We start from the raw sequence: 16,910 nt of genomic DNA, 5'->3' as shown, positions 1-16,910 counted from the left end.
GTAATTGAAAATCGTTTGTTATCCCAGAAGGATAGATTAATTCGTTTTTCAGATCAAAGGTCAGTGTTCAAGCAACATGATTAAAAAAGGGACAAGTTTTATTCCTTGTCCCCCATTTATTATCGGGAAAATTTCGCACCAAACTCTTTCATAATCGCTTCAACCTCGCTGACATGCTCTGGTTTTAACAAGTTTTTCATCTGCGGCATAAAGGTCTTTAAATATTCCTGGTCAAAACTTCTTACATCCAGCTTCTGAAAGCTTTCCGTGAGCAATGCCTCTGCATTGTCCTGCTCGCCTTCTTTGACTCTTTCTAAAATAAACGACTTGAATTTTTGTTGACCTAGGTTCATAAATCTATCCCCTTTTAATATTTTATTCGTATATTATACTCGGTCTCATCTTTCATTAATATTCACACCACTCAAGTTAAACGAAATACTTCAAATAGAACCAAATTATCTTTTTCAGCCCCTCCTATGCCGGTTCTCAACTAATTCCAGTAAAATTTTCAACCCTTTCTTTAAATCTTCTAAAGTTGCATAAGCATAGGAGAGGCGAATGTGATGCAGATCCTTTGTCTCATATATATAGCCTGGGTTAATTAAAACATTATGATGAAGCAAATTTAAAAAAAGCGCCTTATTCACAATAGGTTCACGAAACCTGAGCCAAATGTAGAAGCCGCCTTCGGACCTTTTCCAGGTTGCAGCTCTTTGAAAGTCCCGCTCTAATATAGCCTCGACAAATGCAGCTCTTCTTTTTAATTGTTCACGAAGTTTAATCAGATGTGTCTCATATAGGCCAGAAGAAATCCAATGGGCTACGATTTCTTGAGAAAAAGCACTGGAACCATAGTCCGTTTGCATTTTTATATCGCCTAGCCGCTCGATGACTGGTGAAGGTGCAACTACCCACCCGATCCTGAGTCCTGGACTTAAGGTTTTCGAAACACTGCCAATATAAAGCACTTGTCCTGATGTGTCAATTGACTTTATTGGAGAAGCAGGGGTTTCAAATGCCAACTCATGGTAAACATCGTCCTCAATAATTGGTATCTGCAGCTCCTTGCACGCATTGTATACCGCTTTCTTTTCCTCCATCGACCAACTTTTTCCTGTCGGATTATGTAAAGATGGCACACAATAAAATACTGATTGCCTTTTCCTTTTGAATTTCCGTAAATTGTTTGTTAAAGCTGCATCCCGTGAAATTGAAATCATCCGCATCCCCGCTGATTGAAACGGGTGGACCGAATTTAAATAGGATGGCTGTTCCTGGAAGACAATTGATTCTTTCTCCAATAATCCAATGGCAATTAATTGAAGTGCCTGCAGTGCTCCTGACACAATTAAAATATTTTCAGGGGCAGTTTCAATTCCCCTGCTTTTTAAATATTTACATAAAGTCACACGAAGCTTTTCACTTCCTTGCGGTGATGAATACCCTATTGCCTTTGGTTTAAGTGATATTTCCTTTAATGACTGCTCAATTTGTTTCGCAGGAAGCAAGTCCGGTGATAATTCACCTGTTCCCAGACGGATGATGCGATCCATTTGTTCATGTTCATTAATCAGTTGAATTGTATGGTAATTGGGCTTATATATGCTTGATTCAATGTGCTGATTCCAATTCAATTGGGCTTTGTCCAAAAACATATTCCAAGAATTATTGGCCACAAATACTCCTGCCCCTACTTTAGATTCGATTAAACCATCTGCTTTTAGTTCATCAAGAGCAAGCTGTACAGTGCTTCGATTCACATTAAACTCTGCTGCTAGCTGGCGCTGTGTCGGGAGCTTCGTTCCTACAGGCCAATCCCCTCGTTCAATTCGAGACTTTACCCAATCCACAATTTGATCATGAATGGTCAAATGGGAGTACCGTTTTGGTTTCCAATTCATCCAACCCCTCCTAAATTGGGTGGATAAAAAACCACCCAATTGGCCGTTTTCTTATATTTTTACCATAGTAAGATAGTAATTGAAAGGAGTTGACCACTTGGAAAGTATTATTCATGGAGTCATTTTGGCATTCGGACTTATATTGCCTTTGGGCGTGCAAAATGTATTTGTATTTTCACAAGGAGCAACACAACCGAATTTGGTTCGGGCACTTCCAGCCACGATTACCGCTGGTTTATGCGATACATTTTTAATCCTTTTAGCCGTCTTAGGCGTCTCTGTCATCGTTTTACAGTTTGAATGGCTTCGTCTTATTCTTATGATAGCCGGTATTTTATTTCTGCTTTATATGGGGTATGCGATCTGGAAAGCCCAGCCTGCAACAACTGAAACAAATCAAGCATTGCCCATCCGGCAACAAATCTTTTTTGCATTATCCGTGTCTTTATTAAATCCACACGCCATCCTGGACACTGTTGGTGTAATTGGAACAAGTGCATTAAAATATACTGGAACAGAACAAATCTTGTTCACAATCGCCTGTATTGCAGTATCCTGGATCTGGTTCATCGGGTTAACTTTTGCAGGTATGATGATGAAGAAGTTGGATGATAGTGGAGGTTTAATGAACATATTCAACAAGTGCTCCGCCTTGTTCATTTGGGCCACCGCCATTTATCTAATCATTGATTTGATCTAACCGCACAACATTTGCCTACACCCCTAACCATTAGGGGTGTTTACCGAAAGCTTGCTTCAATGAGATGCTTTATCCTTCTGTTAAATAGACATATCGTATGTTTTTGAGGGAAATCTATTTCTCTAGCTTGTTAAAAATACTTTCCCTCTCCTCATATTAAGAGTTTCACTGGATGTAACAGCTGCTTTTATTTCTGATAAGTTGTACCGGAAAGCGGGCTTCATTAGACTTAATTGGTTATTATTTATTAATGCGATCAAATGATTGAAGGTTCCTTGCCAGGTTTCTGTCGATACTCTATCATTCCAATGCCGCAAATGAAATATTTGAGCGCTCACCATTGTTTTCCTTGCAATCTCTGCCCAGTCTACGGGTATTCCAGATAAAAGTCCAATGCTTAAAAAAATCCCTTGAGGCTGTATACAATAAGCTAATTCAGTACCAGATTGCCCCCCCACTAAATCAATAGCAGCGGAAGCCCCCCGCCCATTCGTTAACTCCAAAACGGTCTCACGCAATGATTCCTTGGATGTATTAATGACATACTGGGCACCTAGGCGATTTAGCTCATCAGTGTATTGATCATTTCTGGTTACCGCAATTAACCGGAAACCCAGCACTTTTGACAATTGGACAAAAATACGTCCGATCGAAGAGCCGCAAGCATTGACCAACAACGTATCACCAGGACGTAGCCCAAGCTTTTCTGTACAAATCACCCATGCTGTAATTGGATTGATATACATTTGAGATGCAATGATGTCATCAATAGAGTCAGGAATGGGGACTGCAAATTCTGCTGATGTTGTCACAAATTCCTGCCAAGTACCTTCCCCACGTAAAGGCAGCACCCGCTTTCCAATGAGGTTTTTAGATACCGCCGCCCCTGCCTCCTCAACGATTCCCACTCCTTCATAACCAGGAATAGCCGGTAAAGAAATTCGATGAGCATAAGAGCCTCTTATGGGGATTAAGTCAGACGGATTAATTGGACGAACCAGCATACGCACAAGAATTTCATTATCAGCCGGAGTCTGAACACTTTTATATTCCATTTTTAAAACGTCTTCCGGATTACCAAACTCATAAAATTTAATGCATTTTGCTTTTTTCAAGGCAAGAGTCTCCTTTGACAAAGTTCAATTTACTTAATGATATCCCGTTTCAACCACAACGTACAATCAAAATTCAATTTGTTTCTTCTCGCCAACCCGTGACTTAGAAAATAGTATTGAACCATGACTTTCAAAGGATAAACTAGACAATGATTTCAATAGGTCAATCGAATCAAATGCGCCTTGGCGTATTTGCGCCCAGATTTTATTCAGCTGAGGTTTGAACCCCAACTGAATGGAATAACAATATGCATTCATCTCACCACTTACAAAAGTGGGAGACTTCTGCTGAATGAAGTTAAAAGTGAAAGCTAGTTGAATATTATTTTCATTTTCTTTATAATTAGCACCAGGTACTATAACTTGATAGTAATTTGGAGTGATTTCATGTACAAATTTGTTCTAGTATTGGCCACCATCATTTTGCGTACCCTCGGTAAAGTGGACGTCAGTAACAAACATGTACTTCCATCAGAAGGCGGTTTTATTTTAACATGCACACATAAAGGCTGGTTAGATGTTGTCATTCTGGGAATTTGTACGCCGCGCCCGATTCATTTTATGGCGAAGCAAGAACTGTTCACAAATAAGTTGTCTTCTTTTTTTCTTACTAAGATTAATGCTTTTCCTGTCAACCGTGATAATCCTTCACCAAGCAGCATAAAGACACCTATTAAGCTACTGAAATCAGGTGAAGTTGTGGGCATTTTTCCGGGCGGGACAAGAACGGCGGAAGAAGTTTCATTAAAAAGGGGAGCAGTCACCATTGCGAATTTAGCAAAGGTTCCGATTATTCCGGCCGCATATGAAGGGCCGGCAAATATAAAAGAGTTATGGAGAGCAAGAAAAGCCAACATCATTTTTGGAGAACCTTTCTATGTAAATACTAACAATAAATCTGAGCTGGCAGCATATACCGATCTCTTATCAGAAAAAATAAATTCCCTTAAAACAAAATAACAAAGCTGCCATGGGTTTTTCATACACTTTAATTAGCACTAAGTGATAGTACCTTATGATAAAAAAAGGAGCGATTTAATGACTAACATCCAATCCAAAGCCAGAATAACAGCATTTGGAACCTATGTCCCGGAAAAAAGATTGACAAATGAAGATTTAGAGAAAATGGTCGATACTAACAACGAATGGATCGTCCAAAGAACCGGAATGAAAGAAAGAAGGATTGCCGCTGAAAACGAATTTTCTTCAACATTGGCTCTCCGAGCGGTAGAGAACTTAATCAAACGATACAAAAAAGATGTTTCTGATGTAGATTGCATCATTGTAGCCACCTCTACACCCGACTACACATTTCCGAATGTAGCAAGCCAAATCCAAAAACATTTTCAGATAAAACAGACTGGTGCAATGGACCTGAATTCAGCTTGTGCTGGTTTCACTTATGGATTGCACGTAGCCAACGGATTGATTACGTCTGGACTTCATCGAAAAATTTTATTTGTTGCTGCCGAAACCTTGTCCAAAATCACGGATTACACAGACCGGACAACTTGTATTTTATTTGGTGACGGAGCCGCTGCTATTATAGTGGAAAGGGATGATGAAATGCCAGGCTTTATCGCCAGCCACATGGGAACCTACGGGGAAGGAGGCAGCCATGTATATAGCACAAATCTATCCACTACAATGCAGGGGCAGCCTTTGAATCCGTCTGGAATGCTGGTACAAAACGGAAGAGAAGTATATAAATGGGCTTCTCGCACGCTTCCGTCAGGTATAAATGAATTACTGCACAAAGCTGGGTTAAAGAAGGATGACATTGACTGGTTTATTCCGCACAGTGCTAATTTGCGTATGATCGAATCCATTTGTGAAAAATCAGAGATTTCACTTGAAAAAACATTGACAAGCGTTGAATATTTGGGAAATACTTCATCGGTTTCGATCCCGTTAGCAATGCAGTTAGGCATAGACGAAGGAAAATTAAAAAGCGGCGACACCCTGTTAGCTTATGGGTTTGGCGGAGGACTGACACATGCCGGGGTGATTTTGAAATGGGACGTTGAAGATGTTTGATGTTCAGGAAATTAAAGACACGATTAAACATCGCCATCCATTTCTTTTAGTGGATAAGATTATAGAGCTTGAGGAAGGCAAAAGGGCTGTCGGGATTAAAAATGTGACTGTAAATGAGCGTTTTTTTAATGGTCATTTTCCTGACGATCCAGTAATGCCTGGGGTGTTGATTATCGAAGCATTGGCTCAAGTAAGTGCGGTTGCCATGTTATCCCAAGAAGGCAACCGTGGACGCCTGGGTTTGTTAGCGGGAATAGATAAATGTCGCTTTAAAAAGCAGGTAAAACCAGGGGATCAGCTTCGGATGGAAGTTGAAATTACTCGATTAAAAGGAGCTATCGGCAAAGGAAAAGGAATCGCTACTGTTGATGGAGATTTAGTATGTGAGTTAGATCTTCTATTTGCATTTGGTGATCAGGGTCAATAGTCAGCCGGACTGCCCAATAGGGGGGATCCCCCTCCTATTGGTCTATGAGCCGTAACAGTGCCACCAATCTTAAGTTAAAGGAAGGATTCAATCGTTTTTTCATCCAACTGTTCTTCCGAAATAACCCGAAAGCCATTTCTTTTCAGTAAGGCGGACGTAACGCCGTCGCCGGCAATCTTATTGCCATTAAATTCACCGTCGTAAATCATGGAGCTGCCGCAGGATGGGCTGTTCTCCTTCAATACTACAAGTGATGCCTTGATTTCCTTTGCTAGTTTTAGCGTCGCGTGAGCACCTTTCATGTACAAATCCGTGACCTCTCTACCTGACCTATCTATTACCTTCGCCTTCCCATCAAGAACATCATACCCATCTCCACCTGTTATTTCCGCTGGCTCCCTTGGGGTGGAAAATCCCCCGCTCAGTTCAGGGCATATCGTGATTGCTTTATTTTCCCCCACCAACTTTTTTATTTTGTCATGCAGACTATGTCTCCCATCATATCTAACTTCCAAACCTGCCAAGCAAGAACTCACCAAAATCATCTGGCTACCCCCTTTTTTGTTCATTATACAGAACCCGTTGCTGATTTCAGGATATTTTTACAGTTCGCCTTTCGTCTTCGCTTTTTAATCAACGCAAGTATAATCAATGCAGGGACATATGTAAATGACATCCAGACTATAAAGGTAACGATTTGCACTCACTTAATTACGGAAAAACAAAGCGACGAGTGGCCCCGGAATGATCAAATGCGCCTTGGCGTATTTGCGCCCAGATTTTATCGAGCTCCGCTCGATCAATTTCCTCTGAAAATCTGAGGCATCCGCCGGAGGCTTTAACTTTATTCAGCCGGGGTTTGAACCCCTACTGAATGGAATACCAATAGGCATTCATCTCACCACTTACAGAAGTGGGAGACTTCTGCTGAATGAAGTTAATATCCCTTCATGGCCATCCTTCTTTATTATGAGAACTTTTAAACATAGTGAAAATGAGTGTTCCACTTTCACCCTACTTTCATAAACTTAGGAATGAAAAACAAAGGATAGAGCATCAGCACTAAATTAGGAATCCACCATACAGCGTCAAATTCCAGGCGAATCGCCCAAAATGATATGGCCATCAACCCAGAACAGAATGTTAGAACGAGTGAAAGCAAAGCAATTGATTTCCATTCAGCACGACCCTTTCGATGCAAATAAATCGAACTTAAACCAGTAAGCGAAATAACTATGTCAAGCGGCAAAAAAGACCAGTTCCAAGTAACCAAAATCGGATTTGTATAATCTGAATAGGCGTATTCAATTGGAATAATTCCAATGGCAGTAGCACTGAAATACAATATAAAAGAAAAATCCACAACAAGAAAAAACCACTTTAGAACTCGCATTGATGGCTCTTTTTGAATGCTTTTCATATTATGCTTCCATCTCATGCTGCGCATTCAAACGAGTCTTGTCTGTCTCGCTTGATTCCGAGCTAATATTTAGGAGGGCGACCCCGACAATGATTAAAATAATAGCGGTAACCTTCATGACTGTTAAAGTCTCTTTGAAAGCTATATATCCGATAACCGCAATGGCCGCCGTCCCAACCCCTGACCAGATAGCATAAGCGACACTGACCGGAATCGTTTTTAAGGTGAAATTTAAACAAGTGAAGGCAAGCAGATAAAATATAATCATGAGTACCGAGGGAATTGCCTTTGTAAATCCATGTGACAGTTTCATCGAAACGGTTCCAACTACTTCGAACAAGATCGCTGCTGTTAAATATATCCATGCCATTTCCATCACTCCTCCTCATTGATCAGTCCATGCATGATGACATCCACCATTGTTGCTACGTTTTTTTCCAAGGAATTCACATTGTGAGTATGAAAGTCGGGATCGAAAATGGCCATTGATGCTCCACGCAACAATTGAATTACGCTGGGAACATGAAGCGGACGAAATTCTCCATTTTTAATACCGCGTTCAATTACTTTCTGGACTGTTTGCCATCCATTCTGGATAAGTTCATCAATTTTGACCCATTCATTGGGGGCAAACCGTTTCATTTGCTCGAGCAGCACAGTATCCCCAAAGCTCAATCCACTTGGAACAATCGATAACACAGCAGTCAGTTTTTGTTTATAGCTTAACTCTTTTTTGTGAAAAATCTCTTGTTCGCGTTGTTTCACTTCTTCAATCGCATCATCTACAATTGTCTCGATCAAATGTTGTTTCGAATCAAAGTGTTCGTAAACGGTCCTTTTGCTGATCCCTTGTTTTGCAGCGATATCATCGATTGTAAACTTGAGCCCTTTTTGTACAATGAGTTCAAGTACGGTTTCTTGTAATTGCTTTTTCACGGAATAAATTCCTCGCCTCCACCTCGGTACTATTTTTTTATTTTTAGTACCGATCAATTGGATTATAGTATTCCAAAGCTAATTCGTCAAGCTAACCTATTGGTTATGTGCATAAAAAAAAGACCATCTAAACTATCTAAATTAGATGGTCTTGCCACGTTTTTTAGTGGATATGACTAATTCAATATTTTATAGGTTGTCTCCTACCCACTACCAATCTGATTTGATGTTAGTTTGCCGGGACTAAATGCTCCACAACAATGTTATTTATTGCATTGATAAATGCAAGTGCACTTGCCTTCATAATATCAGTGTCCGTTGCTTTAGCAGTATACTTCTCACCTCTGAATTCCACTTGAATTTTAACTTTCCCCACTGCCTCTTTCCCTCTTGAGACACTGCTGATGTTGTATTCTTGCAGTTGAATGTCAAGCTGGCTGATCTCCATAATAGCGGAATATAGAGCATCGATTGGGCCCGAGCCAACTGCGCTTCCCTCCAATATTTGGCCTTCCTTTTTTAATTTCACGCTGGCTGACGGAAAGCTTGTGTTACTGATCACTTGTAAATCCACCAATTCAAAGAAATTATCGCTAATATGAGATTCTTTGAAATAGTTCTCAACAATGATATATAAATCATGGTTATAAACCTCTTTTTTCTTATCAGCCATTTCAAGGAAGTCTGCAAAAATCTCTTCAAATTGTATATCCGTGAATTCGTTAAATCCTAATTTGTTAAGAGCATTTTTAACTGCATGACGGCCAGACCGTGCTGTTAATACAAGCTCCATATCGTCCAGTCCGACTTCAAGCGGGCTGATGATTTCGTAAGCATCTCTCGACTTCAGCAATCCGTCTTGGTGGATACCTGAGGAATGAGCGAAGGCATTGTCCCCCGTGATAGCTTTATTCACTTGAACATCAAGCCCCATAAAACTGCTTACCAGCTTAGAGGTATTCATAATCTCCTTAGTATTGATGTTCGTGTAAGCCTGATAGATAGATGAACGAGTATTCATGGACATTACGACTTCTTCAAGTGCTGCATTACCGGCGCGTTCGCCAATTCCATTTATCGTACACTCCACTTTATCCGCCCCGTTTTTGATTGCAGCTAAAGTGTTGGCTGTTGCCATGCCAAGGTCATTATGACAATGGACACTTAAAAGAACAGTATCATCCAAATTCTTCAAACGGTCATTTAGTTTAAAAATCAGTTCACCAAATTCTTCCGGCTCAGCATACCCGACCGTATCGGGAACATTAATAATGGTAGCCCCAGCCTTAACAACTGATTCAATCGTTTTCCATAAGTACTCAAAATCGGAGCGGGATGCATCCTCTGTTGAGTACTGAACGTCAGGCAATAAGCTTTTTGCATATTTCACTGCTTCCACACCAATATCCATTATCTGGTCTTTCGATTTTCCGAATTTCTTTTCCACATGAATATCTGAAGTACCCAAAACTATATGGATGAGCGGATTATTAGCATCTTTTACACTGTTATAAACCGCATCAATATCAGATTTTACTGCTCTTGCCAACGCAGTAATGATAATATCATCTGTATTTCCCACTTTAGTGGCAATTTCTTTCACTGCATTGAAATCGCCAGTGGAGGATGAAGGAAAGCCCGCTTCAATCATATCAACCCCAAGCTTTTTAAGCTGCTGTGCCACTTCCAGCTTTTCATATTGGTTCAGCTTTGCACCTGGAACCTGCTCTCCATCTCTTAAAGTCGTATCAAATACCCAAATTTTTCTCGCCATTTCAATACACTCCTTTTTAATATAAAAAAGCCCCGTCTCTATAAAAATATAGAGACGAGGCTGTGCTCGCGGTACCACTCTAATTGGTTAAATTAAAACATAAATAACCCACTCATTTTCGGCGGCTATCACCACCTATCCTTTTAACGGCAGAAACCCGGCATCCCCTACTGAAGTTTGTTCAGGGAGCAGCTCTTGGAGGAGTTCAAAGGGAATAACTACCGATTCTCACCAGCCATCGGCTCTCTGAAAAGCTTATTGTCCTTTTACTATTTCCAATCTTTGCTTGTTGTTATTTGATTATAAGCAATCATATATCGAGATATTGAAGTTGTCAATACCAAAATTAAATTTAGCTATAAAATTTATATTTTTATAGATTTATTGTTAATATTTATGGAAATCTCATTGGCACGAGGTGTTGAGCGTGCTGATTTAGTCGATGGACCTATAACAACAGATTCTGTAACTGGAAGCAATGCATCAGCTATTTCTTTGGCATCAACACCATAAGAAAGCTGAAAAACCTCCGGGGGTGTTAAACGTAACATATCGGACCCCTCCGCTGACTCAAATTGATCATTGTTAAAGAATAGGTGAAGATGCAATTTTTCTGTTACCGGCCTAATCCAATGCCACCATGCCATTGGAATAAAGACTACTTGGCCCGGCTTCACGCTGTAGTTATGTAGCGTTTTAGTATTTGGATCAACAATGGAAATAATGGCTTTACCTGAAACAACGACATCCAATTCCCAGGCATTTGGATGCCAATGCGGCTCCCTGATATTTCCTTTTGTAAGATGAAGATCTACAAACGCTCCTCCTACCATTGCCGGTATCTGGGTAGATGTGACTTTATAAGCGATATTTTCAGGATCTCTTTCAAAGAAAATATTATCCTTTGAATCAATAAAAAGATTAGGGGTACCACTCGTTTTCTTTATGTTTGTATTATCGGGGACAAAACCAGACTTGGTCATGGAAACCCTCCTATAAAGATGAGTGCCACTACCCTGTATATGCGGAAGTAACATACGGTGTGAACACTTCAGCATCCGGTAATCTACAAACTTCTTCTATAAATCCCATCCTTTCCATAAGCATACAGATATCTTCCCCGCATAAAAACTGGACCAATAATACGTTTGCCCCATTCATCCGTCAGCTGCATTTTTTCTTTTGGTGTAATCATCCGGTTTCTTATAGTGAAACGCATAATCGTATTCATATCCACTTGGCCAATTAAACCCGCCTCGTCAAACATGAATTGCTGTAATGTGTTCTTACCTTCAACACAATAGCGAACGGAGTCTTTCATCTCATTCAAATGAACAAGATAAAAGTCATCGTAGTAGTAAAAATAAACTTCCTTTGAATCCGCAACATTCAGCGCATAACAGTCAACAATATCAAAGCTGCCTGCCCCCCAAAGCTTACGTCCATTCATGGTGTAAGCAATAACTCCTTCACTCCCCATAGGCTGTTCCCATCCAAAATTTCCAAATACTCCTTCATCAAAATAACTTACCCAGATCGTATCTGTTTCATCTATTTGTACGCTTTCTATTCCATCTCCAAGCGTGAAAGCATCAATTAACTGCCCGTTAGGATTAAACCTTCTCGCATTTCTCTCAATATTTGCGCCGTCTTTCAAACAGCGAGACTGCACTAGTAATAATGTACCGTCGGAAAATAAATCTAATTTCGTAGGCATCAACGGGACTTTTTTCAATTCGACTGTTTCGATACTTTCATCTTTAATCATCCGAATAATCCAATTGCGTTTTGGCACGGGACGTTGAAAATAATCAAGCTCCTTCAAACTGCTTTCAATTATGAGCAATGTCCCATCCACTGTTATTTGACCAGCCACAAAAGTTAAGTCTGAAGTAAAGCTGATACACTTGTTCAGTATTAATTTTTCGATTTCAATCACCTTAAAAAAACATAATGTATAAAAACTTTAAAAACGAATAACTCTCCCACCAAGGCTCAAAGCTTTATGTTAAATATTAATTTATTCACCACAGTCAAAGTTCCGCACCTCTTTGCAAATATTAGTTAATTTGAAAGAGCTCCCTTAATTTTCGGGTCATCTCCGCTGAAGTTAGATAAACGGAATCGTCCGCAACATACATAAACATACTTTGTTCATTCTTTTCTCCCAACCATAAATGGAGCTCATGTGTGGGCAACTCCCCTTCTTTTGACTCATATTCCACCTTGACATCATAATCAGGGTCCGTAATCTTATCCTTTCCCGGCTGCTTCATGGCAGTTGTGATTGCTTTTTCCATTATGTTTAAAGAGATTCCTTATCTTTTATGGATAGAAAACTATTTTTATTCATCCCACCAAACCCTTTTGACTTTGAGGTTTTCACTTCTGCTATTTTTTCATCTAAAAGAACCTAAACCAATGTCAATCCTGCTTTCAAGAGCCTCTCCCCTTTCTTAATGCCATCATTCCATAGCTCCCTATAGTCACCGTTTTTTATGCATGTACTTCATCCATTTTTTCAGCTTATAACTGGTCATTGCATAACCCGCAATCGAAACAGCAGAGAGTGCGATAAAAAGTTTCAAGATTACCAGGTTTGATAGGTAGATTCCTGCGGCAGCCCCTGTTAACCCAAACAAAGTCATATGAAATAGCTGCTTTTTATGATTTTCGTAAATCGTAAATTGAAACTGTCTTCTTTGTTCAGTTTCCTTCATAAGTTCCAATTTTTCTGGTGCCTTTAAAAACTCTGTCACTGAGTGAAAAACCCCAAATATCGGCTGTGACTGGATCCATTGCCAGATGAAGGACCATTTATTCCCCTGGGACATTAACCATTCCATAAAAACAGGCTTACCCAGATCAAGGATTTCCTCTTCTGGCACCAAATGAGTCACAATTCCTTCAATCGTAACAAAAGACCGACCCAAAAAGACAAAGCGGGTCGGAACCTGGATTGGGAGCGCCTGAATCATGAGGTTAAGTTCACGTTTAAAGGCTATCAAATCCATTTCAGTCATTTGAACAGGTTGGAAATTCATCCATTCAGCCAACAACCTTTCCATCATCCTAGTGTCAGCCTCAGGTAGCAAGAAACCTAAACGTGACAGACATTCGACAGCCTTGGCATAATTTTTAGCCAGAAAGCTTTCAATTAAACTTTGAAAAGCAGAGGCATCATTTTTTGAAATTTCACCCGTCATACCGAAATCGAGCAGGATGATACGCCCCTCTTCAGATATAAGTATGTTTCCAGGATGTGGATCAGCATGAAATATACCGGGCTCAAGCCATTGCGGCAGGAACACCTTGATGAGCCGCTGAGCCAATTGCTTACGAGTTACATTTAACTGATCTATTTCCGTGGAATCGGTGATTTTTATTCCATCTACCCATTCCATCACCAATACTTTTGATGTGCAAAATTCAGTATATACTTTCGGAATTTGAACAATCTCACGACCCTTGAATCTTTCTTGAAAGTATAGAAGAGTTTCCTTCTCCTTTGTAAAATCAAGCTCCCTTTCAATCACTTGCTTTAGCTCTGAAAACAAAACTTTAAGATTAATAAACCTCTTTGGAATAGGCAAAAAATAGTTTGCAAACCAAATCACAATATCTAATGTGCGAAAATCGGTTTGAACAACAGAATCTATGTGCGGGCGTTGCACTTTAATGGCTACGGTTGATCCATTTTGGAGAACACCTTTATATACTTCTCCAATTGAAGCGGAAGCAATCGCCTCTTTTTCAATAGAAAGCAAGAAATCTTTATAATTGCTTCCCCACTCTTCTTCAAGAATCTCCTGAATTTCACTCCAATCAGAAGGTGGAACATTGTCGGTAAGAACCTCTATTTCGCGAATTAATGGCCGTGGAAACAGATCAGCACGACTGCTAATAATCTGTCCCACTTTAATAAGCAGTCCTTCCAATTCAAAAAGAGTCCTCCGAAACCTTTTTCCAACATTCATCCACAGCTTTTCCCATTCAGCCTCAGGCTTCCTACTCAGTTTGTACCAATAAATCTGAATAAAGAAAATAAAGAACATCGATAATACCTTATACACCCGTACTAATTTGCTTTTGTTCTTCATCGATCAACATCTCTCTTCTGATTAACTGCTTCTATTCAACTTTATTCAGCAGAAAGAGGCTTAACTCCTTCTTCTATTATTCAAAATATAAAATGAAATTATTTTCTCTTATCATCATTTCTTCGTAAAAGTAAGAAGCATTTTCTGCTATTAAAGTTTTGGGGGCGCTCCTTTTTTTAATCAAATCCGCCTTGGCGTATTTGCGCCCAGATTTTATCGATAAATTTCCTCTGAAAATCTGTGGCATCCGCCGGAGGCTTTGACTTTATTCAGCCGGGGTTTGAACCCCCACTGAATGGAATACCAGTAGACATTCATCTCACCACTTACAGAAGTGGGAGATTTCTCCTGAATGAAGTTAATTAGATTCGAGCTCAAAATAAGCATCAAATATCTTTTTGGGAATATCTAATATAGCATCTTCTTTATCAGTATCCATAAAAGGGAGAGCAACAGAAATAGCGATTTGCGGATTTTCTGATGGTGCATAACCGACAAAGGTTAAGTTCCATACAGCTGTCATATTTGCCGATTCGATAGGTCCGCTGTAAAATGCTTGAGCCGTTCCCGTTTTTCCTGAAATATCATAGGGTGAACTTGCAAGCTTTTTTCCCGTCCCGTATTGATTGCTGCCGTGGACAACATTATATAGCCCCATTTTGACTCTATTAATATATTGATCATCAATCTCTAAATGATTTAATACTTTTGGGGAAAAATCTTTTTTCAGCTCATCTAATTCCCCCCGCTCATTAGTGCCTCTAATTTCTTTTACAATCCTCGGGGCAATTCGATTGCCGCCATTCGCTATAGTCGAAATATATTGAGCTAATTGCAATGTTGTGTATGTATCAAATTGGCCGAAAGCAAGATCAAGTGCAAGGCCAGGATTACTTTCCAAGCCTTTTAAACCTGCAGACTCACCTGGAATATCAATTCTAGTCGGGACGCCAAGACCAAATTGGGAATAATAATATCTCAGTTTTTTAAATACTGCATCACTATCCATCCTCAAGGTTTCCCCAGGAGTGTACTGATATTTTCCACCCATTCGCATTGCCAATTGCATCATATAGGAATTTGAAGAGACTTCTAATGCTGTAGTATCATTTAATGCCATACTCCCATTTCGATTAAACCATGAACTTTTCGATTTGGTTTCTGCAAATTTAAGTGGTTTATCCATCATTACATTGTCATCAAGGGAAATGACTTCGTCCATGTATCCTGCAAGAACGGTAGCTGCTTTTATACTTGAGCCCATTGTATATTGTGTATTAAAAACACCCAGCGTATCATCTTCTATTTCACCTGTCGACATATTGATCTTTTTCCCGGACATACCAAGAATTTCACCATTTTGCGGATTAATAGCACTAATATAAAGGCGATCTGCCAATTTCCCTTTCCGTTGAGTCAATGCGTTCGTTGCAATTTCATCCAACTTTTTTTGAAAATCAATATCTATCGTTAGTACGAGATTATCTCCTTTTTTTCCTTCTGTTTTAAGGTTCGATTTTTCTAGTTTTCCATTGTTTATTGTTAACTCATATTGTTGCTTTGTCCCTTTCAAAATGTCTTCATACCCTTTTTCTAAATAGCTTTTTCCAACTCGATCGTTCAGCGCATAGCCTTTTGCCAGTAGGAGTTTTTCTTGATCACTGGGCAAACCCATTTTCTCGGTAGTTACTGAACCAAAAACACTTCTTAACATGGCCCCTTCCTTGTAATCTCTTTCCCAATCCATCGCAATGTCAATTCCCGGTAAATCCTGCAAATGTTCACTGACCTTGGCCACTTCTTCTTCTGTAACATGCTTATTTTTTATCATAACTGTATCAAATTCAGAAGTGCTATTCATTTTCTTATACAGCATAGCAACGCTTTTTTCTTTTTGGCTCAAAGAAGCTATATCCTTTTCGCTTACCTTTTTGATTTGGGCCTTATATAATTCCCCTCCTTGTAATTGCTTTTCTCTTCCACTTAACCTTTTATTGATCCTCTCCTGATACTTTGCAGCAAAATAATCTTGTAAATCACGATTTTTCAGCTCGGAAGTATCTATGGAAATATACTTCGTCAGCTCCTCGGCTACCTTCAACATAGAATCCGGCTTAGTATTATTCAAGCGAAAATATGTAATGGCTTTTATCCCTTTATTGCCCACTAGCAGGCGATGTTTGCTATCATAGATCAATCCTCTTGGAACAGGCTTTTTTACAACGATTACATTCGATTTATTCATTTCATTATTGAATTGCTCACCGTGCACGATTTGAAGATACCCCAGTCGAAAAATCAGCACACAAAAAAGTAAAAAAGCGATAAAAAACAGAAGATTCATTCGAAAGGTTGTCAGTTTTTTCTTTTTTTCTTTCATCGTCAAAACACCTTCTATTCTGGCAGTATGTAGTATGATTCATTTTCCACCTCAAATACTACAATTGTAGTATTTGAGGTGGAAAATGCCCAAAAAGGAAGAATCCTTTTTGGGATT

General features: G+C 39.5%; 18 protein-coding genes and 1 other annotated feature. Of the genes, 4 read left to right on the top strand and 14 right to left on the bottom strand.

Features of this window, described 5'->3' with window-relative positions; translation table 11 throughout:
- Positions 1 to 119 precede the first annotated feature (119 nt).
- Positions 120 to 353: a hypothetical protein gene (locus tag D5F11_RS07435; RefSeq protein WP_120117590.1), complete on the bottom strand. Its 234-nt coding sequence runs from the start codon at positions 351 to 353 to the stop codon at positions 120 to 122.
- A gap of 114 nt (positions 354 to 467) precedes the next feature.
- Complete coding sequence (locus tag D5F11_RS07430; protein ID WP_120117589.1) at positions 468 to 1,904, bottom strand: aminotransferase-like domain-containing protein; 1,437 nt, start codon at positions 1,902 to 1,904, stop codon at positions 468 to 470.
- A 97-nt stretch (positions 1,905 to 2,001) separates the two neighbouring features.
- On the opposite strand from D5F11_RS07430, the gene D5F11_RS07425 reads away from it, so the two are divergent.
- Positions 2,002 to 2,604 (top strand): LysE/ArgO family amino acid transporter, encoded by a 603-nt coding sequence (locus D5F11_RS07425; RefSeq protein ID WP_120117588.1) that lies wholly within the window; start codon positions 2,002 to 2,004, stop codon positions 2,602 to 2,604.
- A gap of 122 nt (positions 2,605 to 2,726) precedes the next feature.
- On the opposite strand, the gene D5F11_RS07420 is transcribed toward D5F11_RS07425, so the two are convergent.
- Both D5F11_RS07420 and D5F11_RS07415 read right to left on the bottom strand, forming a co-directional pair.
- Positions 2,727 to 3,659 carry a zinc-dependent alcohol dehydrogenase family protein gene (locus tag D5F11_RS07420; protein ID WP_120117619.1) on the bottom strand — a complete coding sequence of 311 codons (933 nt, stop codon included), beginning with the start codon at positions 3,657 to 3,659 and terminating at the stop codon, positions 2,727 to 2,729.
- A 126-nt stretch (positions 3,660 to 3,785) separates the two neighbouring features.
- Complete coding sequence (locus D5F11_RS07415; protein ID WP_126646520.1) at positions 3,786 to 3,977, bottom strand: hypothetical protein; 192 nt, start codon at positions 3,975 to 3,977, stop codon at positions 3,786 to 3,788.
- Between the two features lie 129 nt (positions 3,978 to 4,106).
- On the opposite strand from D5F11_RS07415, the gene D5F11_RS07410 reads away from it, so the two are divergent.
- The 3 genes from D5F11_RS07410 to fabZ all read left to right on the top strand — a co-directional run bounded on the left by D5F11_RS07410 (position 4,107) and on the right by fabZ (position 6,183).
- A complete protein-coding gene (locus tag D5F11_RS07410; RefSeq protein ID WP_120117587.1) occupies positions 4,107 to 4,679 on the top strand; it encodes a lysophospholipid acyltransferase family protein in 573 nt (190 codons plus the stop codon).
- Between the two features lie 87 nt (positions 4,680 to 4,766).
- Positions 4,767 to 5,756, top strand: a complete 990-nt coding sequence (locus D5F11_RS07405; RefSeq protein WP_120117618.1) for a ketoacyl-ACP synthase III — start codon at positions 4,767 to 4,769, stop codon at positions 5,754 to 5,756.
- Positions 5,749 to 6,183 carry a 3-hydroxyacyl-ACP dehydratase FabZ gene (gene fabZ / locus D5F11_RS07400; protein WP_120117586.1) on the top strand — a complete coding sequence of 145 codons (435 nt, stop codon included), beginning with the start codon at positions 5,749 to 5,751 and terminating at the stop codon, positions 6,181 to 6,183. Before D5F11_RS07405 ends, fabZ begins: the two co-directional genes overlap by 8 nt.
- Before the next feature lie 74 nt (positions 6,184 to 6,257).
- Here fabZ and D5F11_RS07395 read toward each other — a convergent pair whose 3' ends face one another.
- The 10 genes from D5F11_RS07395 to D5F11_RS07350 form a co-directional block, all read right to left on the bottom strand.
- Positions 6,258 to 6,728 carry a 2-thiouracil desulfurase family protein gene (locus D5F11_RS07395; protein WP_120117585.1) on the bottom strand — a complete coding sequence of 157 codons (471 nt, stop codon included), beginning with the start codon at positions 6,726 to 6,728 and terminating at the stop codon, positions 6,258 to 6,260.
- 464 nt (positions 6,729 to 7,192) lie between these two features.
- Positions 7,193 to 7,576, bottom strand: a complete 384-nt coding sequence (locus D5F11_RS07390) for a DUF5360 family protein (protein ID WP_185830574.1) — start codon at positions 7,574 to 7,576, stop codon at positions 7,193 to 7,195.
- A 28-nt stretch (positions 7,577 to 7,604) separates the two neighbouring features.
- On the bottom strand, positions 7,605 to 7,973 hold the full coding sequence (locus D5F11_RS07385) for a DMT family transporter (RefSeq protein ID WP_120117617.1): 369 nt from the start codon (positions 7,971 to 7,973) through the stop codon (positions 7,605 to 7,607).
- A 5-nt stretch (positions 7,974 to 7,978) separates the two neighbouring features.
- Entirely contained in the window at positions 7,979 to 8,539 is a 561-nt protein-coding gene (locus tag D5F11_RS07380) for a TetR/AcrR family transcriptional regulator (protein ID WP_120117583.1), read from the bottom strand.
- Positions 8,540 to 8,768: 229 nt separating this feature from the next.
- On the bottom strand, positions 8,769 to 10,313 hold the full coding sequence (locus D5F11_RS07375) for a 2-isopropylmalate synthase (protein WP_120117582.1): 1,545 nt from the start codon (positions 10,311 to 10,313) through the stop codon (positions 8,769 to 8,771).
- 47 nt (positions 10,314 to 10,360) lie between these two features.
- Positions 10,361 to 10,605: a binding site (T-box leader), on the bottom strand.
- 73 nt (positions 10,606 to 10,678) lie between these two features.
- A complete protein-coding gene (locus D5F11_RS07370; protein ID WP_120117581.1) occupies positions 10,679 to 11,296 on the bottom strand; it encodes a cupin domain-containing protein in 618 nt (205 codons plus the stop codon).
- An 83-nt stretch (positions 11,297 to 11,379) separates the two neighbouring features.
- On the bottom strand, positions 11,380 to 12,159 hold the full coding sequence (locus D5F11_RS07365; RefSeq protein WP_245998125.1) for a hypothetical protein: 780 nt from the start codon (positions 12,157 to 12,159) through the stop codon (positions 11,380 to 11,382).
- A gap of 214 nt (positions 12,160 to 12,373) precedes the next feature.
- A complete protein-coding gene (locus tag D5F11_RS07360) occupies positions 12,374 to 12,613 on the bottom strand; it encodes a YhfM domain-containing protein (protein ID WP_245998122.1) in 240 nt (79 codons plus the stop codon).
- Positions 12,614 to 12,799: 186 nt separating this feature from the next.
- Entirely contained in the window at positions 12,800 to 14,413 is a 1,614-nt protein-coding gene (locus D5F11_RS07355) for an ABC1 kinase family protein (RefSeq protein ID WP_120117580.1), read from the bottom strand.
- Between the two features lie 358 nt (positions 14,414 to 14,771).
- Positions 14,772 to 16,793, bottom strand: coding sequence for a peptidoglycan D,D-transpeptidase FtsI family protein (locus tag D5F11_RS07350; protein WP_120117579.1), 2,022 nt, complete (start codon positions 16,791 to 16,793; stop codon positions 14,772 to 14,774).
- Positions 16,794 to 16,910: the final 117 nt, after the last annotated feature.

The organism is Siminovitchia terrae, assembly GCF_003605405.2.
In the GTDB taxonomy this organism is placed as follows: Bacteria; Bacillota; Bacilli; order Bacillales; family Bacillaceae_C; genus Siminovitchia; species Siminovitchia terrae.
This window is presented reverse-complemented; position numbering and strand designations above follow the sequence as displayed.